The organism is Pseudomonas sp. GYB4201, from assembly GCF_056312595.1.
This window is the reverse complement of record NZ_JBWGIG010000025.1, coordinates 1-23,913: the sequence shown is the minus strand read 5'-3', so window position 1 is coordinate 23,913 and position 23,913 is coordinate 1. Positions and strand designations below refer to the sequence as shown.

Sequence of the window (23,913 nt, the reverse complement as noted above, 5' to 3'; positions counted from 1 at the left end):
ACAAGACAGTTGCTGCTACGCGGGTAAAACAACGCGGCCGCAGGCGCCGCGGTGCCGCAAGGGGAACCGAGCAGGAATGCCATCGGTCCCAACCAATAAGCCCCACCGATCCAAGGAGTGACCGTGACCGCCGACCCCACCGGCCAGGCCCGCCGCAACCGCCCCCCCGAGCAGCCGCTGGCGGTGCACCGGATGCGTATCCTGACCGTCAACACCCACAAGGGCTTCACTGCCTTCAACCGTCGTTTCATCCTGCCTGAGCTGCGCGAAGCGGTGCGCAGCACCGGCGCCGACCTGGTGTTTCTGCAGGAGGTGCTGGGCGAGCACGACGGCCACGCCGAGCGCCACCACAACTGGCCGCAGACCTCGCAGTACGAGTTCCTCGCCGACAGCATGTGGAGCGACTACGCCTACGGCCGCAACGCGGTGTACCCCGACGGTCACCACGGCAATGCGCTGTTGTCGAAATACCCGATTCTGCGCTACCGCAACCTCGACGTGTCGATCACCGGCCCCGAGCGCCGTGGCCTGCTGCACTGCGTGTTGCAGGTACCGGGGCATGACGAGGTGCATGCGATCTGCGTGCACCTGTCGCTGCTGGAGAGCCACCGCCAGCAGCAGCTGGGGCTGTTGCGCCAGCTGCTCGACTCGCTGCCCGAGGACGCGCCGGTGATCATCGCCGGTGACTTCAACGACTGGAAGCTGCGCGGCAACGCTACCCTCACCCGCGCCCAGGACCTGCACGAGGCGTTCGAGCAGCACCATGGCAGCCTGGCGCGCACCTACCCGGCGCGCTTCCCGCTGCTGCGCCTGGACCGGGTGTACCTGCGCAACGCCACCAGCCATGAGCCGGTAATCCTGGGCAACAAGCCCTGGACACATCTGTCCGATCATCTGCCATTGACGGTGGAAGTGCATCTGTAGGGATTGTTTTGGAATAGCGCGGCGCGCGCATAGATATTCAGCTGCTTAGCAATTTCAATAGCGGCTGTTTTTCAAACACTTGCCAGTGCTAATTAGCTGGCTAAGGAAAAACCCCGCTTTCTTGACGCTAGCCCCCTCCTCTCCTTAGCTACAGGTAACACAACACAACAAAAAAACACCGGCCCAGGTCTCTGTTCCGCGCCTTTCAGCGCGCCCAGCAGAGCCTGGGGCGCTGGCTTCGGCTGCCCTGCCCCTGTTGCGACGCACACGGCGACTCCCCTGCCAGACCCACGACACTGGAGCCACGCCATGCACACTTTCCAACAGCGTTTCTTCTTCGCCGCCTGCGCCTCCCTGCTGCTGGCCACCCCCGCCCGTGCGATAGCGGCGGAGCCCGCAGAAGACCCGCTCGGGCCGCTGGACCTGAGCAACCGCACCTTCACCAGCACCGGCGTGTCGAACCCGGCCAGCAACGCCGGCCAGTACACCGTGTTCGCCAAGGGCATGGGCGTGGCCTGGAGCGTCAGCTCCCAGGTGCAGGACAGCGGCCGCCCGGACAACGCCCGCGCCATGGCCGTGGCCCTGGGCGGCACGGTGGCGTTCGTGCTGGGGGAAAACTGGTCGTTCGAGCCCCAGGCGCAGTTGATCAACCAGCAGCTGGTGCCCGGTGCCGCCGGGCAAGGGCCGCGGCTGCTGAGCGACGACAGCGAGCCCAGCTGGAGCGGCCGGGTAGGCGCGCGGCTGGCCGGCCACTACCAACTGGGCAGCACCAGCGTCGAGCCGTTCGTGCGCACCAGCCTGACCTACACCTTCAGCAACGACAGCCCGGTGGCCCTGGCGCCGGTGGACAAGATCAGCAGCAGCCGCAATTCGTCCACCGTGGAAGTGGGCCTGGGGCTGGTGGCGCGGATGACGCCGACGGTGAGCTTGTTCGTGACGGCCGACTACAGCAGCCCCAGCGACCAGAATGACCTGAACGGGTTGATTGGTGACCTGGGGGTGAAGGTGCGCTGGTGACGCGGGAGATGCCGCGTTGTGCCCATCGCGACCAAGGTCGGCTCCTACCACGATTGGCGTAGGAGCCGGCCTTGGCCGCGATGGGGTCGACGCTATGACACCTGCGGACGCAGGATCAGCACCGCCAGCGGTGGCAAATTCAACGACAGCGACAGCGGCTGGCCATGGCTGTGCACCGGCTCGGTGGCTACCGCGCCGCCGTTGCCGACGTTGGAACCGGCGTAGATCTCGGCGTCGCTGTTGAGCACCTCTTCCCAGCGCTCGGCAAACGGCACGCCGATGCGGTAGCCCTCGCGCGGCACCGGGGTGAAGTTGGCCACCACCAGCAGCGGCTCGCCCGCCTTGCTCCAGCGCAACCAGGCAAACACACTGTTGGCCGCGTCGTCGCCAATCAGCCACTGGAAGCCCTGGGGCACGCAGTCCTGCTCGTGCAGCGCCGGGTACTCGCGGTACAGCCGGTTAAGGTCGCCCACCAGCTTCTGCACCCCCAGGTGCTCGGTGTACTTGAGCAAGTACCAGTCCAGCTCGGTGTCGTGGTTCCACTCGCGCCACTGGCCGAACTCACAGCCCATGAACAGCAGCTTCTTGCCCGGGTGCGCCCACATGAATGTCAGGTAGGCGCGCAGGTTGGCGAATTTCTGCCAGCGGTCGCCGGGCATCTTGTCGATCAGCGAGTGCTTGCCGTGCACCACCTCGTCGTGGGAAATGGGCAGGATGAAATGCTCGGAATAGGCGTAGATCAGCCCGAAGCTCATTTCGTTGTGGTGATGGGTGCGGTGGATCGGGTCGTTTTGGATATAGTGCAGCGTGTCGTGCATCCAGCCCATGTTCCACTTGTAGGCGAAGCCCAAACCCCCCTGCTGGGTCGGCTGGCTCACGCCCGGCCAGGCCGTGGACTCCTCGGCGATCACCAGGGCGCCGGGGGCCTCCAGGGCCACCACGTCGTTGAGGTGGCGCAGGAAGTCGATGGCTTCCAGGTTCTCGCGGCCGCCGTAGCGGTTGGGAATCCACTCCCCGGCCTTGCGCGAATAGTCGCGGTACAGCATCGAGGCCACCGCATCCACGCGCAGGCCGTCGACGTGAAAATGCTTGAGCCAGTGCAGCGCCGAGGCCAGCATGAAGCCGTGCACCTCGGTGCGGCCCAGGTTGTAGATCAGCGTGTCCCAGTCCTGGTGGAAGCCCTCCAGGGGGTTGTCGTATTCGTACAGCGCGGTGCCGTCGAAGCGCGCCAGGCCATGGGTGTCAGTGGGGAAATGCGCCGGCACCCAGTCGAGGATCACACCGATACCGCCCTTGTGGCAGGCGTCGACGAAGGCTGCGAAGTCTTCCGGCGAGCCGTAGCGGGACGACGGCGCGAACTGCGACAGCGGCTGGTAGCCCCAGGAACCGCCGAAGGGGTGTTCCATGATCGGCATCAGCTCGATATGGGTGAAGCCCAGCTGCTGCACGTAAGGCACCAGGCGCTCGGCCAGCTCGTGCCAGTTGTAGGCACGAATGGCGCCCTCTTCGTTGACCTCGCACTGCCAGGAACCGGCGTGCAGCTCGTAGATCGACAGCGGCTTGTTGACCCCATGGTGCTCGCCGCGGCGCTGCATCCAGTCGTCATCGCCCCAGTGGTAGCTGAGCGGGCGCGCCACCTTGGAGGCGGTGGACGGCGGCAGCTCGGTGGCCAGCGCCAGCGGGTCGGCCTTGAGCGGCAGCACGCCGTCGTGGCCCAGCACCTCGTACTTGTAGGTCTCGCCCGGCTGCAGGCGCGGCACGAAAATCTCCCACACCCCCGACGGATGACGCAGGCGCATGGGGTGGCGGCGGCCGTCCCAGACGTTGAAGTCACCCACCACCGACACCCGCCGGGCGTTCGGCGCCCACACCGAGAAACGCACGCCGTCGACGCCGTCCACGGTGACGCACTGGGCGCCCAGCGCGCTGCTCAGATCACGGTGGTTGCCCTCGGCAAACAGGTACAGGTCCATCTCGCCCAACAGCTCGCCAAAGCTGTAGGGGTCCTCGGCGACCTGTTCGCCGCCGGCCCATTGCACCTTCAGCAGGTACGGGCGCTGGTCGTGGAAATGGCCGACGAAGAACCCGGGCACCTCGCCCTGTTCCAGCGCGCCACGTTCCTGCTGACTGTCCTTGTCGAGCACTTGCACGCTAAGGGCATTTGGCAGGTAGGCACGGATATATTGCCCGCCCGCACCGTCCGGGTGCGGGCCCAGTACCGCGAACGGGTCGCGGTGGTCGGCACGGATCAGCGCCTCGATGTCCGCCTTGTGCGGAAAAGCCCCGACCTTGCCCTGTTCCTTGTGCGCGTTCATTGACTACTCTCCCCTGGTGCTCAGTAACCCGAATAGCCCATGCAAAGGCACGGCCAGCCAACTCGGGCGATTCTCGGCTTCGTATGCGATTTCGTAGCAGGCCTTCTCCAGGCTGAACAGTTCCAGCGCGGCGCGTTCGCCGTCGCTGTGCTGCCAGGCATGGGCAAGGCTGGCGGTAGCCAACCCGTAGGCCTCGATAAAGGCGTGACGGGCTTCATGCAAATAACGCTTGGCGACGCGCTGGCGGGCCTGTTCGGCTTCCACCGAGTCGTCCACTTCCTCGGCGCCGCGCATGGCCATGGCGGCAGCGTAGTCGAAGGAACGCAGCACGCCACTGACGTCCTTGTAGGGGCTGTACTTGCCCCGGCGTTCTTCCAGCGGCCGCGCCGGTTCGCCCTCGAAGTCGATCAGGTAGGCGTCGCCCTGCACCACCAGCACCTGGCCCAGGTGCAGGTCGCCATGCACGCGCATGATCAGGCCGCCCACGGCTTGCTGGCTGAGGTGCTCGATGTGCGCCAGCAGGGATTCACGTTGCTTGAGCAGGTCGTCCACCAGGCCGCGGTCGTCTTCCACCAATTCGTCGTAATGCTGTTCCAGCAGCTGCAGCGCGCGCTTCAACTGGCCGCCGACGCTGGCGTTCCAGGCCTGGCCGTCGGCCTTGCGGCTGGGGCTGGCCTTGAAGTCGAGGTTGTCGGTGGGCGCCGCCAGCACCTGGTGCATCTCGCCCAGGCGCTGGCCCAGCAGGCTGGCGAAGTCGGCCAGCTCGCCCAGGGCGTTGTAGTGCTGTTCCTGGTCGGAGCGGGCCATGGCCATGTCGTCGCGCACCGCGCGTTCCAGGTTGTTCTGGGTCCAGGCCCAGGCGTCGCCCTGGTTGCTCAGGTAGCCCTGGGCAATCATCAGCAGGTGCGGCAGGCCCTCGGGGTCAACGCGGCTGACCGAGCCCAGCAGCGGCGAGATGTTGGCGAAGCCGGCGGCCGTCAGGTAGGCGCCCATCTCCAGTTCCGGATGGATACCGCCGCTGACCTTGCGGATCATCTTCAGCACCATGCTGCCGCCCACCACCACCGAGCTGTTGGACTGCTCGGCGGACAGGTAGCGAATCTCCGGCTCGTCCGCCAGGTTCAGGCGCGCCAGCTCCGGCGTGGGCACGAAGCGGATTTCGCCCTCGTCGCAGGTGAGCACGGTGTTGGCCTTGAGGCCCTGCACCACCGCGCGAATGAAACTTTCCAGCACGAAGGCGTCGGTGATCAGACCCACCTGGCGGTTGCGCCGCACCCGTGACAGCGCCAGCTGATGCGGCAACGCGCTGCTGGGCTGGTCTTCGCCCAGCAGGCCGAAGGGGAACTGGTAACGGCTGACGGTGCCGGCGCTGCGCACTTCAATCTCGCTGAGCAATACCGGGGCGGAAGGCGTGCCGAAGCGCACGCCGTAAGCGATGCGGACCTGTTCGATGGCGCTGTCCTTGCCGGCGAACCAGCGGCGTTTAGGCAGGTATTGGGGCAGCGCGCTGGTCTCCAGGCTGCTGCGCGACGGTTCTTCCAAGAGCTCTTCCATACGTTTCTTCAACACCAGGGTGAGGAAATCGGGCAACGGCTGCGCCGGTTCCACATGCCAGCTGGGCATCTGCGCGGCGGACGCCAGCAAGAACCAGTAGAAACCATAGGGCGGCAACGTCAGCAGAAAGTTCAGTTGGCCGATGGGCGGGAACGCGCTGCCGCCGAGCATTTCCACCGGCACCATGCCGGCATACTGGGACAGGTCCAGTTCGGCAGCCTGGGCGGCGCGCGAGACGTTGGCCACGCACAGGATCAGCTCGGTCTTGCCGTCGGGCCCGGTGTATTCGCGGATATAGGCCAGGATGCGGCGGTTGCTGGGCGACAGCATTTTCAGCGTGCCGCGGCCAAAGGCCTTCTGCTGCTTGCGCACGGCCAGCAGGCGGCGGTGCCAGTTGAGCAGCGAATGAGGGTCGTTGGACTGGGTCTCGACGTTCACCGACTGGTAGCCGTACAGCGGGTCCATGATCGGCGGCAGCACCAGGCTGGCCGGGTCGGCGCGCGAGAAGCCGCCGTTGCGGTCGATGGACCACTGCATGGGCGTGCGCACGCCGTCGCGGTCGCCCAGGTAGATGTTGTCGCCCATGCCGATCTCGTCGCCGTAGTACAGCGTGGGCGTGCCGGGCATGGACAGCAGCAGGCTGTTGAGCAGTTCGATGCGCCGCCGATCACGCTCCAGCAGTGGCGCCAGGCGCCGGCGGATGCCCAGGTTGATGCGCGCGCGGCGGTCGGCGGCGTAGTAGTTCCACAGGTAGTCGCGCTCGCGGTCGGTGACCATTTCCAGGGTCAGTTCATCGTGGTTGCGCAGGAAGATCGCCCACTGGCAGTTGCGCGGGATCTCCGGGGTCTGGCGCAGGATGTCGGTGATGGGGAAGCGGTCTTCCTGGGCCACGGCCATGTACATGCGCGGCATCAGCGGGAAGTGGAAGGCCATGTGGCATTCGTCGCCGTCGTCGCCCTTGACGTCGCCGAAGTACAGCTGGGTGTCCTCGGGCCACTGGTTGGCCTCGGCCAGCAGCATGCGGTCGGGGTAATTGGCGTCGATCTCGGCGCGGATCTGCTTGAGCACCTGGTGGGTCTCGGGCAGGTTCTCGTTGTTGGTGCCGTCGCGCTCGATCAGGTACGGAATGGCGTCCAGGCGCAGGCCGTCGATGCCCATGTCCAGCCAGTAGCGCATCACCCCCAGCACCGCTTTCATCACCTGCGGGTTGTCGAAGTTGAGGTCCGGCTGGTGCGAGTAGAAGCGGTGCCAGAAGTACTGGCCGGCCACCGGGTCCCAGGTCCAGTTGGACTTTTCGGTGTCGAGGAAAATGATCCGGGTGCCGTCGTACTTGTCGTCGGTGTCCGACCACACGTAGAAGTCCCGCGCCCGCGAGCCGGGCTTGGCGTGGCGGGCGCGCTGGAACCAGGGGTGCTGGTCGGAGGTGTGGTTGATGACCAGCTCGGTGATCACCCGCAGCCCGCGTTCATGGGCCTCGGCGATAAAGCGCCGGGCGTCGGCCATGGTCCCGTAGTCGGGGCTCACGGCCTTGTATTCGGCGATGTCGTAGCCATCGTCACGGCGCGGCGAGGGGTAGAACGGCAGCAGCCAGATGGTGTTCACGCCCAGCTCGGCGATGTAGTCGAGCTTCTCGATCAGGCCGGGAAAGTCGCCGATGCCGTCGTTGTTGGAGTCGAAGAACGACTTCACGTGCACCTGGTAGATCACCGCGTCCTTGTACCACAGGGGGTCGTTGATAAACGCGGCCGTGCGGGGTTTCTTCGCCATGGGTCAGGTCCTTTTCAGAGCGCCGCGCTGATGCGCCAGATGCCGAACGGCTGGTAGCCGGGGTCGATGCGCATCCATTGGGTCTTGCCGTACCAGGTCCAGCGGTGGCCGGTCATCAGGTCCTCGCCCGACGTGGCGGCGTTGTCGTCCAGGCCCAGCTCCCACAGCGGCAGTTCGAAGTGCGCCTCCTGCACGTTGTACGGGTCGAGGCTGACGGCCACCAGGATGTAGTTGCGGCGGTCGGCGGTGCGCTTGGCGAAATAGAGGATGTTGTCGTTCCAGCACTGCAGCACCTGCAGGCCCAGGTGCGTCTGCAGCGCCGGGTTCTGCCGGCGGATGCGGTTGAGCTGGGCGATCTCGGCGATGATGTTGCCCGGCGCGGTGTAGTCGCGCGGACGGATCTCGTACTTCTCAGAGTCCAGGTACTCTTCCTTGCCGGGGATGGGCGCCGACTCGCATAGCTCGAAGCCCGAATACATGCCCCACAGGCCCGAGCCCATGGTGGCCAGGGCAGCGCGGATAAGGAAGCCGGCGCGCCCGGATTCATGCAGGAAGAACGGGTTGATGTCCGGCGTGTTGACGAAGAAGTTCGGCCGGTAGCAGTCGGACCACGGCGGCTGGTTGAGCTGGGTGAAGTACTCGGTCAGCTCGGCCTTGGTATTGCGCCAAGTGAAGTAGGTGTAGCTCTGCGAGTAACCGACCTTGCCCAGGCGCGCCATCATCGCCGGCTTGGTGAACGCCTCGGCGAGGAACATCACCTCGGGATGGTCGCGGCGCACGTCCTCGATCATCCATTGCCAGAACGGCAGCGGCTTGGTGTGCGGGTTGTCGACGCGGAAGATCTTCACGCCCTCCTCCACCCAGCCCACCACCACGTCGCGCAGGGCCAGCCACAGGCTGGGGATGGCGTCGGCGGCGTAGAAGTCGACGTTGACGATGTCCTGGTACTTCTTCGGCGGGTTTTCCGCGTAGCGAATGGTGCCGTCCGGGCGCCAGCTGAACCAGCCCGGGTGTTCCACCAGCCAGGGGTGGTCCTGGGAGCACTGGATGGCGAAGTCCAGGGCAATCTCCAGGCCGTGGTCGGCGGCAGCGGCCACCAGCCGGCGGAAGTCCTCGCGGCTGCCCAGTTGCGGGTGAATGGCGTCGTGGCCGCCGTCGGCGCTGCCGATCGCGTACGGGCTGCCGGGGTCGTCCGGGCCGGCCTCCAGGGAGTTGTTGCGGCCCTTGCGGTGCTTGCGGCCGATGGGGTGGATGGGCGGGAAATACAGCACGTCGAAGCCCATGTCGCGGATCATCGGCAGGCGTTCGTGGACGTCGTTGAAGGTGCCGTGGCGGGCCGGGTCATCGGTGATCGAGCGCGGGAACAGCTCGTACCAACTGGCGAACTGGGCACGCTCGCGCTCCACTTCCACCGGGAACAGCTGGCTCTTGCTGAGGTAGGCCTGGGGGTCGGCCAGACTCATCAGCGCGGCGGTGTCTTTCTGCAGCAGCAGCGCCACCTGGCCGTCCGGGTCCAGGCCCTGGAACTGATCGTGCAGGTGCAGCAGTTGGCGGCGCAGGCCCTCCTCGCTTTTCTCGGCGCTGTGCACCAGGTGCAGGCGGCCTTCTTCAAGCTCCAGCCCGATGGGCACGCCGGCGGCGTATTTCTTTTCCAACTCGTAGCGGTAGCTGGCGAAGTGGTCGATCCAGGCCTCGATGCTGAACACGTGACGGCCCACCTGGCCGACGCTGAAGTGGCCCTGCCAGCTGTCGTTGCCCAGGTCCTTCATGCCCACGCTGTGCCAGCTGTCCGAGCCCAGGGCGCGCCAGCGCAGCACCACGGCCAGCTTGTCGTGGCCGTCGGCGTAGACCTTGCTGTTCACCGTCAGGGTCTGGCCGGTGACGGCCTTCACCGCAAACTGGCCGCCGTCGATGGCGGGCGTGGTGTTTTCGATCACGATTCGTGGCAACAGCAGGGCCTGGGACAGGCTCAGCGCCTGTTCATTGCTCTGCTCGGCCGCCTGGCCGGTTTCGAAGGGTTGATCCGCGGTCATCGAGCATCTCCTCCACGCCCCAAGGACGCTCATCCATTACCGTTAACGCCGGCACAGGGGTGCCAACGCCTGACTTAAGTTCCGAGCCATGGGGGTGCTGAAAGTTCAGCAGCAGTGATGCCCGGGAGTCATCGGCGGCTGCCTGCTGTCCAGATCCCTGAGTACCCCGAAAACTGCGAGGAACCCCATGAATATCCCTATCCCCGCCGAAACGCCGGACCCCAACATCGACGACCCGACCCTGCCGCCGCCCGACCCCAACGTGGACCCGGACGAGCTGCCGGTGAAACCCACCGTGCCGCCTACCGTGGGCGATCCACCCAGCCAGGAGCCGCCGGCGCAGCTGTGAACGGACGTGAACGGATTTTTTCGCGATAGCGACTAGAGAGCATAGATGCGCCGGGAATAAGCGTGACTGTCAGGTCATGAAATTTTTCCCGATAACGCGCTCCCCCGTAGCAGCTGCCGCAGGCTGCGTCCCGCCTCGCAGGTCGCGAGGCCCCATGACGCAGCCTGCGGCAGCTGCTACGGGTCGCGGGGTAGTGGATTCTTATCCTCAACGCGCCCCGGACCGACGGCAACGCTATAGGCTTTGCAGAAATATCCCACACCCCCTTGGGAATCAGCCGATAGAACCAAGCAATCTCGTTTCCTAATCTATGCAATCACTTCCCTTAGGACGAGCGCACCATGGCACAGCAACAGAGCCTGGTAAGCCAGTCCAGGGAAATCGCCCTGAAAGGATTTGGCGTTGTCGCAGGCGGTTTCTAGATCGCTGCCGGAGCTGGAGTTTGCTACGGCTCTGGAGGTTGGTTATGTCTTTCTTTCGGAATCCCCTTGATGCTGCATGGGGGCAACAACATTTATGAGAACGGGCGAAACCTAGCGACGGGGCGCTCGGACACACAGGGGCCAGTCAGAAAGGTATATCAGTATACGGCCGCATTGATGGGGGGTGGTGAGTTTGAGGGGAACATGGCTTATGGAGCTGTCGACATTGGCCTGTCGATCTACGGTGCAGGAAGATGGACTCTTAAACCAGACACTTGGCGCTTATTCAGGTATATGAGAACAGACTACGTCAGGACTTACACCCAAACGAGCAAACGCTCATTACAAATAGACGCTATCTCTGGCACTTTAACGTTACGATCCATGAAGTCAGAAGTGGATCAACCATGAGCGGCCACGAGATGGGGGTCGCACTGCTCTACCTACTGGGTTCGCTTACAGTCGCCCTGCTTTTTCGAATATATGCATACCATTTTTCAGGACCCAAATTCAGACCAGCCTGGCTCTGGATCTACCTTCTTCTCTCCGTGGCATGGGGCGCATCACAACTTTCAGTCTCAACCTACGGACACACGATTTTCCAAACCACCGCCATTGAATCCTTACAGAATAACGAAGCTGTTAAATGGATAGCATTTCTTAGTATCTTCGTACACACATGGTTTACGCCAGAGAAAGAAAAACCAAACTCTATTTTTTCAAGACCAGGAGCCAGACGCTGACCGCTCCGCCTGCAACCCTTCAGAGCACCTTGTTGGAGTGATACTGGGCGAGCGCAGCCTGGCAGCAGCGGGCACGGTTACCGTTCGTCTTCGCCATTGCGCCCCAACCGTCCAATCACCACCGGCATGATCGCCAGCACGCCCAGCGCCAGCAGCGTGCTGAGGAACGCCGTGGCCTCGCGCCCCATGCCGGCGGCCACGCCGATGGCGGCGGTCATCCACAGCCCCGCTGCAGTAGTCAGGCCCTTCACGTGATGGGCATCCTCGGCATGGCCCTTGAGAATCGTCCCCGCGCCCAGAAAGCCGATGCCCGCCACCAGCCCCTGCACCACCCGGCTGATCGCCGCGGGGTCGGCACCGGCCATTTGCGGCACCAGGATGAACAGCGCGGCGCCCAAGGACACCAGCATGTGCGTGCGCACCCCGGCCGCCTTGCCCTTGTGCTCGCGTTCAAAACCGAGAATGCCACCCAGCACCCCGGCCATCAGCAGGCGCACGGCGACGCGGGTCAGTTGCGAGGCGTCGGTAATGTCGGCGAATTCGGCGACCAGGGTGTTCCAGGCTTCATGCCACCAGGCGTTCATTGCAAGGGCCTTCACGGGGGAACTTGAGCTATTGACCCTCCCCCCGCCCGGGAAGTGCCCGTAGCAGCGGCCTAAGGCCGCGTCACAGGCGCCGCCGCCATGCCTGGCACACCGCATTCAACCCCGGACGCGGCCTGCGGCCGCTGCTACAGAGACTGCTACATCTTGTGGGAGCTCGCTTGCCAGCGAGCTGTTGGGGCAATAAAAGCTCGCTGGCGAGCCAGCTCCCACAAGACAGTTGCTGCTACGGGCAACACTCCGTTTAGCAGCGGCCCGAAGGCCGCGTCACAGGCGCCGCCGCAACGCCTGGGGCACCGCGTTCGGCACCTGACGCGGCCCGCGGCCGCTGCTACGGGATCGACGGCCTAGCCGAGACGGTGGCGCATGACCGCCAGCACATCCATCCCGTCCTGGCACAACAGATACGCTGCGGTGCCGATCCGCTTCAGATCAATATCGTCGACACCCTCCAGCTTCAGGGATAGCAAGCTATCGAGCAGGCCGGTGCCAGCGCCGATCCTGTGCATTGCACAATCCGCAAGTGCGGTTAAGGGGGCGTCGGTGTCGATGTGAAGGACCGGAAAGTCGGCGGAGTCAGCTTTTACGGCAAGAAATTGCGTCATGGTGAATTCCTAACTTGGTTGAACAAACCACCCTTTCGTCGCCAAACGAATGGGTGGCAGCTGTACGCAGGTTGGCGAACCGGTAAGTTAGAAAACCCGGCAGACCCGAAGGTCTCCCGCGCACAGCCGCCATTGAGCACCGCTGCAGGTGCAGCGAAGGGCCGAACGATAGGGGCAACTGCCGTTGGGTTCAACCTGCCTTGGCAACCAAGGCTTCTCCGGCATTCGCCGTGCCTGTGGATTGGACGGCCCCGTAGCAGCGGCCCAAAGGCCGCGTCACAGGCACCGCCGCCATGCCTGGGGCACCGCGTTCAGCCCCGGACGCGGCCTGGCGGCCGCTGCTACAGGGGCTCCTCGATCGCGTCGTCTGCATCGCGGCCAAGGCCGGCTCCTACCCTGCACGGCGTAGGAGCCGACTTTAGTCGCGATGCAGACGACGCCGTTTCAAGACAGTTGCTGCTACAGGGTTGTGCTCCAACCGCCGCCGAGGGCTTTTACCAGCTGTACGTTGGCGCTCAACTGGCGTGTCTGCAGGTCGAGCACGCCGCTTTGCGCCTGCAAGGCGGCGGTCTGGGCCTCGACCACGTCGAGGTAGCCCACGGCGCCGTCCTTGTAGCGCGACAGGGCGAGGTTTTCCGAGTCGTGGGCGGCGCTGGCGGCGTCGCGCTGGTCCTGCAGGGCGCTGCCCAGGCCGGCGATCAGGGTGAGGTTGTCTTCCACCTGCTGGAAGGCGCCGAGCACGGTGCTGCGGTAGTGGCCGGCGGCTTCGTCGGTGGCGGCGCGGGCGGCGTCGACGCCGGCCTTGCGCTTGCCGCCATCGAGCAGGGTGGCCACCAGCGAGGGGCCGATGGACCAGAACAGGTTGGGCGCCGCCAGCAGGCCGGCGTACTGGTCGCTCTGGTAGCCGATTTGCGGGCTGAGGGTGATGGTGGGGAAATAGGCGGCGCGGGCGATGCCGATCTTGGCGTTGGCCTCGGCCACCCGGCGTTCGGCGGCGGCGATGTCGGGGCGGCGTTGCAGCAGCGCCGACGGCACCCCCGCGGGCACCACCGGCAGCTCGATGCGCGCGGTGTCCACCGGCACGCTGAACTGCGCCGGCTGGGCGCCGACCAGGGCGGCGATGGCGTGCTCCATCAGCGCCCGCTGGGCCTGGTTCTGCGACAGCTGCGACTTGGCCGACGACAGCTGGGTGCGCGCCCGCGCCACGTCCAGGCCGGAGACGATGCCGCCGCCATGCAGGCCTTCGGTGAGGTTCAGGGCCTTGGCGAAGGCGTCGGTGGTGGCGCTGAGCAGCTGGGTCTGCTGGTCCAGCCCGCGCAGGCGGATGTAGTCGTCGGTGAGCTGGGTTTGCAGGCTCAGCCGTGCCGACGCCAGGTCCGCGGCGGCGGCCTGGGCCTCGTCGGCGCCAGCGTCGACCGAGTTGCGCACCCGCCCCCACAGGTCGACCTCGTAGTCCAGCTCCACGCCCACGGTCACTGAGTTGTACTCGCTGGGCCCACCGGTGGCGCGCAGTGGGCGGGTGTCGGATTGGCGGATACGCTGGGGATTGGCAAAGCCCTTGAGCGTGGGGAACAGGTCGGAGCGCACCTGGGCCAGGAACGCCTGGGCCTGGGCGTAGTGGGCGACGGCGGCGCTGAGGTCGGGGTTGTTGGCGGCCAGTTGCTGCTGCAAGGCGTTCAGGCGGCTGTCGTGGTAAATCGTCCACCAGCCGTCGCGGTTCATCTGGTCGGCCGGTTGCGCCGGCGCCCAGGGCCCGACGTTGCGGTACTGCGCCGCGGTGTCGATGGGTGGCACTTTATAAGGCGGCGCCAGCGAACAGGCGCAGGGCAACACGGCCAGGCACAGGGCCGCGAGGCGCTTAACCATGATTGCTGCCCTGCTGGGGCGGCGGGCTGATCTTCACTGCGTCGTTGTCGGCCAGGCCATCGGGCGGGGTGTCGATGACCCGGTCATTCGGCGCCAGGCCCGAGCCGATCTCCACCGTGTCGCCGAAGTCGCGGGCGATGGTCACGGTCTTGAATTTGACATGGTCGTTGCCGTCCAGGGTCGCCACGCGCAGCCCCTGGTCATCAAACAGCAGCGCGCTGGCCGGCAGGCGCAGGGTGTCGGCCTGGGTCGGCAGATCGAAATGCACGTTGGCGAACGCCCCGGGCATCAGCCGCGCGGCCTTGTTGTCGACCATCAATTGCACCAGGGTGGCGCCCGAGGCCGGGTTGATGGCGTCCGCACGGGCCACCACCTTGGCCTGGAAGCTGTCCTTGGGGTATTCGGGCACGGTGAGGCTGACGCTGGTGCCTTCGCGCACCTGCGCGGCGAAGGCCTGGGGCACCTGCACGTACACGCGCAGGCGGCTGATGTCGGACACCGCGAACAGCTCCGGCCCGGTGCCGCCGCTGCCGGCGTTGATCAGCGCGCCGACGTCGGTGGCGCGCGCGGTGACCACGCCATCGAAGGGCGCCACCAGCCGCTGGAAGCCCTTGGTGGCCAGCAACCGATCGACGTTGGCCTTGGCGGAGGCGACTTCGGCCTGTTTGGCCGCCAGGTCTCCCACGCGCTGGTCGACGTCCTGGCGCGACACCGAATCGGACGCCAGCATCACCTGCCAGCGATGGGCCGTGGTGGCCGCCAATTGCGCGTTGGCCTGGCTGGTGGCCAACTGGGCCCGGGCCTGCAGCAGCTGCTGGTCCAGCTCCGGGGCATCGATCTCGGCCAGCAACTGCCCGGCCTTGACCTTGCCGCCAATGTCCACGGTCCAGGATTTCAGGTAGCCGCTGACCCGGGCGAAGATCGAGGCCCGCGACCAGGCTTCAAGGCGCCCCGGCAGGTTCAGCACCGGGCCCTTGTCCGGCCGGCTCGGCGCGATCAGCACCACCGTGGGCATGGCCTGGGTGTCGGTCCAGGTCTTGAGGTTGCGCGACTCGGTGGCGCGGGTGCTGACCCCGGCGACCACCACCACAATCACCAGCACTACGCCCACGATCAATGCCAGGCGGCCGCGCCGGGAGCTTGCCGATTGCTGCGCTGACATGTCAGGCCTCCTGGCCGCTGCGCTGGGCAACGGCCTCGCGCCCGTCACGGGCATGGACAATGCTGAAAATGGCCGGCACCAGGAACAGCGTGGCGCAGGTGGCGAAGGCCAGCCCGCCGATCACCGCCCGGCCCAGGGGTGCGTTCTGCTCACCGCCCTCGCCCAGGCTCAGGGCCATGGGCGCCATGCCGATGATCATCGACAGGGCCGTCATCAGTACCGGCCGGAAGCGGGTATAGCCGGCCTCCAGCGCGGCTTTCAGCGAGTCGCCATGTTCGTTGAGGCGCTCGCGGCAGAAGCTCACCACCAGGATCGAGTTGGCGGTAGCCACGCCCATGCACATGATCGCCCCGGTCAGCGCCGGCACCGACAGCGTGGTGTGGGTGGCGAACAGCATCCACACAATACCCGCCAGGGCCGCCGGCAGGGCGGTGATGATCACGAACGGGTCGAGCCAGGACTGGAAGTTGACCACGATCAGCAGATAGATCAGCACCACCGCCCCCAGCAGGCCGAAGAACATGCCGTTGAACGCGCTGTTCATGGTTTGCACCTGGCCCTGCAGCGTAGCCTTGGAGCCCTTGGGCAGGTCGTTGCCGTGGGCATCGATGATCGCCTGGATATCCGCCGCCACCGCGCCCAGGTCGCGCCCCTGGATCGACGCGTACACCTCCACCACCGGCTGGATGTCCGACTGGGTCAGCACCGAGTTGCTCTGGCTGCGCTCGAACGTCGCCAGGCCGCCCAGCAGTTGCCCGTTGGCGCCCTGCCCGCTGGCGCTCAGCGGCAGGTCATGCAGCGCGCCCAGGGTGTCCAACTTGTACTGCGGCGTCTGCAGCACGATAGGGTAGGAAATGCCGTTCGCATTGTTCAACCAATAGGTGGGCGCCACCTGGCTGGAACCGGCCAGGTTCACCACCAGGCTATTGGTGATGTCGCGCTCGGTGATACCCACCAGTTGCGCGCGGGTGCGGTCGACGTTGATCTTGAAGCTGGGCAATTGCCGTGACTGCTGCAGGCGCGCGTCCACCACCCCCGGCACCCGGCGAATCTCGCGCAGCACGCTGTTGGCGTAGGCGAAGTTGCCGGCCAGGTTGGCCCCCGACACCTGCAGGTCGATGGGCGCGGCCGAACCGAAGTTGAGGATCTGCCCGACGATGTCCGAGGGCGGGAACGAGAACACCACGCCGGGGAACGCCTGGGGCAGTTGCTCGCGCATCTGGCGGATGTAGTCGGCCGTGGCGCGGTGGCCCTCGTTCAACGAGATCTGCACGTCGCTGTCCTGGGAACCGACGGTGCCGGTGTTGTTGTAGGCGGTGTTGATGCCGCTCACCGACAGCCCGATGTTGTCCACCACCGCGCCCAACTCCTCGGCGGGCACGATGCCCCGCACGGCCTGCTCGACGCGGTAGATCACCTGTGCAGTGTCTTCGATGCGGGTGCCCACCGGCACGCGGACGTGCATCAGGATCTGCCCGGAGTCGACGCTGGGGAAGAAGTCCCGCCCCAGGAACGGCGCCAGCCCGAACGACAGCAGCACGAAGGCGAAAAACGCCAGCAGGAACAGTCCACGCCGGTGCAGCACCCGTTCTAGCAGGCCATGGTAGCCCTCGCGGATCTGTTCGAAACGCGCCTCGAAGCCTTGCTGGAAGCGTACCAACGGGTTGCGCGAGGGCTTTTTGTGCGCGCCCTCCTCGTGCTCTTCATGGGGCTTGAGTAGGAAGTTGGCCATGGTCGGCACCAGGGTGCGCGACAGGATGAACGAGGCGATCATGGCGAACATCACCGCCTCGGCCATGGGCACGAACAGGAAGCGGGCGATGCCGTCGAGGAAAAACATCGGCACGAACACGATGCAGATGCACAGCAGCGACACGAACGCCGGGGTGACGATCTGCGCCGCGCCGTCGAGGATCGCTTCGCGCACCTGCTTGCCCTGCTCCAGGTGCCAGTTGATGTTTTCAATGGTCACCGTTGCATCGTCCACCAGGATACCCACGGCCAGGGCCAGGCCGCCCAGGGTCATGATGTTCAGGGTTTCCCCCAGCGCCGCCAGGGTGGCGATAGAGGCCAGGATGGCCAGGGGGATCGACACGGCGATGATCACCGTCGAGCGCCAGCTGCCCAGGAACAGCAAAATCATCAGGCTGGTCAGCGCCGCGGCGATCACCGCCTCGCGCGCCACACTGCTGATGGCGGCGCGGACGAACAGCGACTGGTCGCCGATGAAGTCGATCTTGAGGTTGTCGGGCAAGGCCGCCTTGGACTCGGCCAGCTTGTCCTTGATGCCGGCGATCACCCCCAGGGTCGACGCCGACCCGGTCTTGAGCACGGTGATCAGCACCGAGCGGCTGCCGTTGACGTGGACGATGTTGGTTTGCGGCGGCGCGCCGTCGCGCACGCTGGCCACGTCGCGCATCAGCACCGTGGTGCCGTCGGCGGCCTTGATAGGCAGGGCTTCCAGGTCGGCGATGGCCGAGGGCGCGTTGTTCAGCTGCATGACGTATTCGTAGCGGCCGATTTTCTCGGTGCCCACCGGCGTGATCAGGTTCTGCCCGGCCAGGGCGTTGGCCACGTCCTGGGCCGACAGGCCGCGGGCCTGCAGGGCGGCGGAGTCGATGTCGATCTGCACCTGGCGGCTCTTGCCGCCGAACGGGTAAGGCATGGCAGCGCCGGCCACCGAGGTCAGCAGCAGGCGCACGCTGTTCAGGCCCAGGTCGCCCAGGCGCTGCTCGCTCAGGCCCTGGCCCGACAGCGCCAGCTGCACGATGGGCACGGTGGAAGCGCTGTAATTGAGGATCAGCGGCGGCGTGGTGCCCGGCGGCAGCTGCCGCAGGATCACCTGGGCCACCGAGGTCAGCTGGGCGTTGGCGGTGCTGATGTTGACGTTGGGCTGGAAGTACACCTTGACGATGCCGAAGCCGTTCAGCGACTCGGCGTCGATGTGGCGCACATCGTTCACCGTGGTGGTCAGCACCCGCTCGAACGGCGAGGTGATGCGCCCGGCCATCTGGTCGGGCGGCAGGCCGGTGTATTGCCAGATCACGGCGATGACCGGAATGCGGATTTCCGGAAAAATGTCCGTAGGCGTCCGCCACGCCGCCAGGGGGCCGACGATGAGGATGAAAATGGCCAACACCACGAAGGTGTAGGGCCGGTTCAGCGCGACACGCACAATTCCAAGCATCGGGTTTGTTCCGTACGCAGGACAGGACGCCACCACCAGGCACACGCCGGATCAGTGTAGGCCCGGCAAACGTTTGTGAGGAGTAGCCTGAAGAACCTTTAATCGGCTGACCGTTGATCAGCGCGAAGGGCCCGCGCCGCGCGGCTGTTGTCAAAGCCTTGAGTGCCCAACAGAACAAGGAGAGGAGCCATGCCCGTGGAAATCAATGCCCAGACCCAACGTTGCACCCTGGTCGAGGCCGACATGCGTTGCGAAGGCCTGGCGACCGACGTGCGCATCACCACCGACGACCAGTTGCGCATGTCCATCGCCGAGCTCAATGGCCATCGCGTGCCCATCACCGAGGCCGAGGCCGACGCCCTCACCGTGGCCGGCGCGGTGGACGCCCGCCACCACGTCAAGGCCAGCGTGCCCGGTTCGGTAATCTAACCCCCGTAGCAGCTGCCGAAGGCTGCGTCCCCGGTGGACCTGACGCGGCCGCCGGCCGCTGCTACAGGGGACCCCGGTGGGTCGGCTTCAAGGTCCGCCCGGCAGCTCCAGCAACTCCATCGCCATCGGCCGCGCGAAGTAATACCCCTGCGCCTGCGACGCGCCCATCTCCTTGAGCAGCTGCAAGGTGGCCTCGTCTTCCACCCCTTCTGCCACCACTGGCAGCCCCAGCGAGTCGGCCATGCGCACGATGGCGCGGACGATGGCGCGGCTGCGTTCGCTGGCGGTCAGTTCGAGGATGAAGGATTTGTCGATCTTCAGGCCGCTGAAGCGGTACTGGTGCACGTAGCTGAGCGACGAGAAGCCGGCGCCGAAGTCGTCGAGCATCACGCTCAGGCCGTGTTCGGCCAGTTGCTGCATGGTCTGCCGGGCGCGCTCGGGCTCGGCCACCAGGCCGCCTTCGGTCAGTTCCAGGCACAGGCGGTGGGCGTCGATGCCGTGGCGCTGCAGCAGCGCCAGCACTTCGCTGGCGAACTCGGGCCGGGTAATGCTGTAGCTGGAACAGTTGACGTGCACCGGCGGCCAGTGCGCGTGCTCGGGCCGGGCGAGGATTTCGGCAATGCGGTTGAGCATGTACAGGTCCAACCGGCCAATCAGCCGCAGGCCTTCCAGCGCCGGCAGGAACTGCCCTGGCGCGGTGATGCGGCCGTCGGCCTGGCGCCAGCGGATCAGCGCCTCCAGAGCCACCACCGCGCCGCTCTCGACGCTGACGATGGGCTGGAAATACGCCAGCAGTTCGTCATCGCGCTTGAGCGCGTTGCGCAGCGCGCCCTCGCGCTCCATCTGGTCGGTGACCTCGCGGCGCACCTGCTGGTTGAACACCGCGAAACTGTCGCGGCCGGCGTTCTTGACCCGGTACATGGCCGTGTCGGCGTCACGCAGCAGGTCCGCCGGCTCATGGTGGAACTGCCCGTCGGCGCTGACGATGCCGATGCTGCACGAGGAAAACACCCCGTGGCCGTCAATGTTGAACGGCAGGTCGAAGGCCAGCAGGATGCGCTCGGCGATGTCCACGGCCACATCAAGGTCGGCGCTGGGCGCCAGCACCGCGAACTCGTCGCCGCCCAGCCGCGCCAGCAGGTCGTCCTGGCGCAGGCAGTTGCGCAGGCGCGTGGCGGCCTGGGTCAGCAGCAGGTCGCCGAAATGGTGGCCGAGGCTGTCGTTGACCATCTTGAAGCGGTCCAGGTCGATGAACATCACCACCAGGGGCCGCTGTTGCCGGCAGAAATCCTCCCAGGCCTGCTGCAGGCGTTGCTGCAGGTGGCTGCGGTTGGGCAGCCCGGTCAGGGCGTCGTGGGCGTTTTCATGCTGCAGCTTGGCGTTGGCGTGGTCCAGCTCGCGGGTGCGGCTCTGCACCCGCGCCTCGAGCATCAGGTTGGCAGCGTGCACCGCCTCGGCGGCGCTGCGCCGCGACAACGCGGTGTCGATGTGCCGGGAGACGAAGGTCAACAGCTCCTGGTCGCGCTGGCTGTAGCGGATCATCGGCGAATAGCTCTGCACCACCAGCACGCCGCGCACCTGGGTGCCCTCGAACAGCGGGATGCCCAGCCACGACTGCGAGCGGATCGGCCCGGGGTTGTGGGTGATCTCGCCGCTGGCCATCAGCTCGGTAGCGTCGTCGTAGTCGATCAGGCACGGCCGGCGCTGGCGGATCACGTACTCGGTCAGGCCACGGCGGCCACGGCGTGGCGGCGGCACGGCGGCGCTCTGTTCGTCGATGTAATAGGGGAAGGTCACCTCGCCGGTCATCACCTCGAACAGCGCGATATAGAAATTGCGCGCGAACAGCAGGTCGCCGACGATGCTGTGCAGGCTCTGGAACAGCTCGGCCATGTCCCCCGGCTGGCTGGACAACTCGGCAATCTGGAACAGTGCGCTGTGCAGGTGCTCGGCGCGCTCGCGCTCGACCACTTCCTGGCGCAGGGCATCGTTGAGCTCGGACAGCTCCTGGGTGCGCCGCGACACCGTCTCTTCCAGGTCGACCCGGTGCAGGATGCGGTCCAGCGCCATGGCCACGTGGCGGGCCACCACCAGGAACAGCTCGCGGTCCTCGGCGCTATAAATGCGCGACACCTCGTAGACCTGCATGGCAAGCATGCCGAACACCTCGTCCGAGGCGTTCTTCAGCGGCGCGCCCATCCAGAACTCGGGGCGGTGCCCCAGGGGGGCGAAGCGCCCTTCCTGCTCGGCGCGGCGCATGCCCACGGCGTCGACCATCAGCGGCTGGCCGCTGATCAGCACGTAGCCGGTCAGGGACAGGCACTCGGGGTCCAGGTATTCGTGGCTCTCGGCCTCGATGGCATCGACGTCGATGATGTCCACGTAATAAGGGTACGAGACCTTGCCGTGCTGGGGGTCGTACAGCGCCAGGTAGAAGTTCTCGGCGTCGATCAGCGTGGCCAGGTGCCGGTGCACGCCTTCGAGGAACGCCGCCCGGTCACGGGTGGAACTGGCCAGGTAGGTGATTTCGTACAGCACCCGCTGGGTGATCTGCGCCCGCGCCAGGGCCTCGCTCTGCACCCGCGTGCCCAGCTCCCGGGCCAGCTCGGCCAACTGCAGGTTGTGCGCCTCGCTGCGTGGCGCCAGCAGCCAGCCCAAGGCACGCTCGCCCTGGCCGGTGGGCCAGCGATGCAAGCCCTCGGCGCGGCAGAACGCGTCGAGGTCGTCGGCTGCCAGGGTCGTGGGCCACTGGCAGAAGGCACCGCCCTGGGCCGCCCGGTGCATGGGCTCGCCATCCCGGTACCACACCCACGCGCAAGCTTTGGGCCAGGCGCGCGCGCCGGCCAGCACCACTTCAATCGACGCGGCCGTCTGTTCGCCCGGCGGCAGGCGTGAGTCATCGGGCAAAACGGGGAAGTTCAAGAAGGTGCTCCAACAGAACGGACAGTCGCAGAACCCCTTATCGGCAGGGCCAGACGAAGATATAGCGCGGTGCCACTACTTCAGGCAAGCTCTGTCCGACCAACCTGGCGCCAACCCTTGCGCCAGACGCACCGTTGATGCCATTCGCTGCACAAACTTTTTCACTGATGTCATAATAATGACCGGCAATCGCACAGGTTCGCATGGGCCACCGGGTTGCCGTATTGACACAGATCATGGCGGCTGATATTTGTTAACTATCCAGTTAGTTTCGGTTCCGACCCGAGCTGACGGCCAGCGTTACCTAAAATGATATTGCTCTATAATAAAAACAACGGAGACACCCATGGATCAAGTATCCACCGAGTCCCACGGCTCTCAGCAAACCAAAAAAGCGACCGCCAGCGGCTGGATCGGCTCGGCGCTCGAGTACTATGACTTCTTTATCTACGCCCAGGCTGCGGCGCTGATATTCCCGCAAATCTTCTTCCCGTCCACCGACCCCAAGATCGCTATCGTCGCCTCGCTGGCTACCTATGGCGTGGGTTATATCGCCCGCCCAATCGGCGCCGCGTTCCTGGGCCACTGGGGTGACACCCGCGGCCGCAAGAATGTGCTGCTGTTGTGCATGTTCCTGATGGGCTTCGCGACCATGGCCGTGGGCCTGCTGCCTACCTATAGCCAGGTTGGCATGCTTGCGCCGGCCCTGCTGGTGGTACTGCGCCTGATCCAGGGCTTCGCGGTAGCTGGTGAGATCTCCGGGGCCAGTTCCATGATCATGGAGCACGCGCCCTTCGGCAGAAGGGGCTACTACGCCAGCTACACCCTGCAGGGCGTGCAGGCGGGGCAGATCTTCGCCGCGGCGATCTTCCTGCCACTGGCCTACTTCATGCCCGACGATGCCTTCAACAGCTGGGGCTGGCGGATTCCGTTCCTGCTCAGCGCCATCGTGCTGATCGCCGGCTACATCATCCGTAAAGAGGTCCACGAGACCCCGGCCTTCGTCAAGGAAGAAGCCAGCACCGAACTGCCGAAAGCCCCCATCGTCGAGGCCTTCCAGCACAACTGGCGCAACATGTGCCTGGTGACCTGCATGGCGCTGATGAACGTGATCCCGGTGGTGGCCACCATCTTCGGTGCGGCGTACGCGGTGCAGCCGGCCTACGGCGTCGGCTTCTCGAAAAGCGTGTACCTGTGGATTCCGGTAATCGGCAACATCGTCGCCGTGGTGGTGATCCCGTTCGTAGGCAACTGGTCGGACAAGATCGGCCGTCGCCCGATGATCATGGGTGGCGCCCTGGGCTCGGGCCTGTTGGCCTTCGGCTACCTGTACGCGATCAGCATCCACAGCGTGCCCCTGGCCTTCACCATGTCGCTGCTGATGTGGGGTGTGGTCTACCAGGGCTACAACGCGATCTTCCCAAGCTTCTACCCGGAACTGTTCCAGACCCGCTACCGTGTGTCGGCCATGGCCATCTCGCAGAACGTGGGCACCATGATCACCGCGCTGCTGCCGGCCCTGTTCGCCGCCATCGCCCCGCCCGGCTCGGACAACATCCCGATGACCGTGGGTGCCATGGCATTCGGCATCACCATCATCGCGGCCCTCGCGGCTTATGCGGCCAAGGAAACCTACCGGATTCCGATGGCGGACCTGGGCAAGCGTGATGCGAAGGAAGTGGACAAGAAGGATTACCTGCAGATGCGGATGCAGGCGGTGAAGTAACAGCACCTGCAAGCTGCAAGAAAAAGCCCCGGCTTCGATGAGAACCCGGGGCTTTTTCGTATCCAACAGCTTTTGATCTGCTTTTGATCTGCTTTTGATCTGCTTTTGATCTGCTTTTGATCTGGCTTTTGATGTGCTTTTGATCTTGATCTGGCTTTTGACTTTGATCTTGGCCCCGTTAAGCGCCCGGGCCGACCGGAGGCGTTGATCAAGCGGGCCTCGGCGGAGCCGAGGGAGACGGAACCGGAGGCGCTTCTATTCCGGGCCGTCGTCCGCTTGAGCGACGCCGG

Annotated in this window: 15 protein-coding genes; 6 read left to right on the top strand and 9 right to left on the bottom strand. The window is 65.6% G+C overall.

Annotation, left to right across the window (positions count from 1 at the left end):
- Positions 1–192: 192 nt before the first annotated feature.
- Together AC0Z2B_RS21745 and AC0Z2B_RS21740 are read left to right on the top strand one after the other, a co-directional pair.
- Entirely contained in the window at positions 193–924 is a 732-nt protein-coding gene (locus AC0Z2B_RS21745) for an endonuclease/exonuclease/phosphatase family protein (protein ID WP_416427428.1), read from the top strand.
- 309 nt (positions 925–1,233) lie between these two features.
- The gene (locus tag AC0Z2B_RS21740) at positions 1,234–1,941 is read left to right on the top strand and encodes an autotransporter domain-containing protein (protein ID WP_476299335.1); all 708 of its coding nucleotides are present in this window, start codon (positions 1,234–1,236) and stop codon (positions 1,939–1,941) included.
- A 92-nt stretch (positions 1,942–2,033) separates the two neighbouring features.
- On the opposite strand, the gene glgB is transcribed toward AC0Z2B_RS21740, so the two are convergent.
- From glgB to AC0Z2B_RS21725, 3 genes are read right to left on the bottom strand one after another with little or no spacing between them, the layout of a single operon-like run.
- Entirely contained in the window at positions 2,034–4,256 is a 2,223-nt protein-coding gene (gene glgB / locus AC0Z2B_RS21735; protein WP_476299333.1) for a 1,4-alpha-glucan branching protein GlgB, read from the bottom strand.
- A gap of 3 nt (positions 4,257–4,259) precedes the next feature.
- Positions 4,260–7,577, bottom strand: a complete 3,318-nt coding sequence (treS, locus tag AC0Z2B_RS21730) for a maltose alpha-D-glucosyltransferase (protein ID WP_476299332.1) — start codon at positions 7,575–7,577, stop codon at positions 4,260–4,262.
- Between the two features lie 14 nt (positions 7,578–7,591).
- Positions 7,592–9,610, bottom strand: a complete 2,019-nt coding sequence (locus AC0Z2B_RS21725) for an alpha-1,4-glucan--maltose-1-phosphate maltosyltransferase (RefSeq protein WP_476299330.1) — start codon at positions 9,608–9,610, stop codon at positions 7,592–7,594.
- A 187-nt stretch (positions 9,611–9,797) separates the two neighbouring features.
- On the opposite strand from AC0Z2B_RS21725, the gene AC0Z2B_RS21720 reads away from it, so the two are divergent.
- Positions 9,798–9,959, top strand: a complete 162-nt coding sequence (locus tag AC0Z2B_RS21720; protein ID WP_416425451.1) for a hypothetical protein — start codon at positions 9,798–9,800, stop codon at positions 9,957–9,959.
- Positions 9,960–10,381: 422 nt separating this feature from the next.
- The gene (locus AC0Z2B_RS21715; RefSeq protein WP_476299413.1) at positions 10,382–10,792 is read left to right on the top strand and encodes a DUF4225 domain-containing protein; all 411 of its coding nucleotides are present in this window, start codon (positions 10,382–10,384) and stop codon (positions 10,790–10,792) included.
- A gap of 409 nt (positions 10,793–11,201) precedes the next feature.
- On the opposite strand, the gene AC0Z2B_RS21710 is transcribed toward AC0Z2B_RS21715, so the two are convergent.
- From AC0Z2B_RS21710 to AC0Z2B_RS21690, 5 genes are all read right to left on the bottom strand, one after another.
- The gene (locus AC0Z2B_RS21710) at positions 11,202–11,708 is read right to left on the bottom strand and encodes an MgtC/SapB family protein (RefSeq protein WP_476299328.1); all 507 of its coding nucleotides are present in this window, start codon (positions 11,706–11,708) and stop codon (positions 11,202–11,204) included.
- Positions 11,709–12,073: 365 nt separating this feature from the next.
- On the bottom strand, positions 12,074–12,331 hold the full coding sequence (locus AC0Z2B_RS21705; protein ID WP_476299326.1) for a hypothetical protein: 258 nt from the start codon (positions 12,329–12,331) through the stop codon (positions 12,074–12,076).
- Between the two features lie 459 nt (positions 12,332–12,790).
- Entirely contained in the window at positions 12,791–14,197 is a 1,407-nt protein-coding gene (locus tag AC0Z2B_RS21700) for an efflux transporter outer membrane subunit (protein ID WP_476299324.1), read from the bottom strand.
- Complete coding sequence (locus tag AC0Z2B_RS21695) at positions 14,190–15,359, bottom strand: efflux RND transporter periplasmic adaptor subunit (protein ID WP_476299322.1); 1,170 nt, start codon at positions 15,357–15,359, stop codon at positions 14,190–14,192. The genes AC0Z2B_RS21700 and AC0Z2B_RS21695 overlap by 8 nt, the downstream gene beginning before the upstream one ends.
- 1 nt (position 15,360) lies before the next feature.
- On the bottom strand, positions 15,361–18,546 hold the full coding sequence (locus AC0Z2B_RS21690) for an efflux RND transporter permease subunit (protein WP_476299320.1): 3,186 nt from the start codon (positions 18,544–18,546) through the stop codon (positions 15,361–15,363).
- A 189-nt stretch (positions 18,547–18,735) separates the two neighbouring features.
- Here AC0Z2B_RS21690 and AC0Z2B_RS21685 point away from each other — a divergent pair, with 189 nt between their 5' ends.
- On the top strand, positions 18,736–18,975 hold the full coding sequence (locus AC0Z2B_RS21685) for a DUF3203 family protein (protein WP_476299319.1): 240 nt from the start codon (positions 18,736–18,738) through the stop codon (positions 18,973–18,975).
- Positions 18,976–19,062: 87 nt separating this feature from the next.
- Here AC0Z2B_RS21685 and AC0Z2B_RS21680 read toward each other — a convergent pair whose 3' ends face one another.
- Positions 19,063–21,897 (bottom strand): bifunctional diguanylate cyclase/phosphodiesterase, encoded by a 2,835-nt coding sequence (locus AC0Z2B_RS21680; protein ID WP_476299317.1) that lies wholly within the window; start codon positions 21,895–21,897, stop codon positions 19,063–19,065.
- 346 nt (positions 21,898–22,243) lie between these two features.
- Between AC0Z2B_RS21680 and AC0Z2B_RS21675 the strand changes: the two genes are divergently transcribed.
- Positions 22,244–23,623 carry an MFS transporter gene (locus tag AC0Z2B_RS21675; RefSeq protein ID WP_476299315.1) on the top strand — a complete coding sequence of 460 codons (1,380 nt, stop codon included), beginning with the start codon at positions 22,244–22,246 and terminating at the stop codon, positions 23,621–23,623.
- Positions 23,624–23,913: the final 290 nt, after the last annotated feature.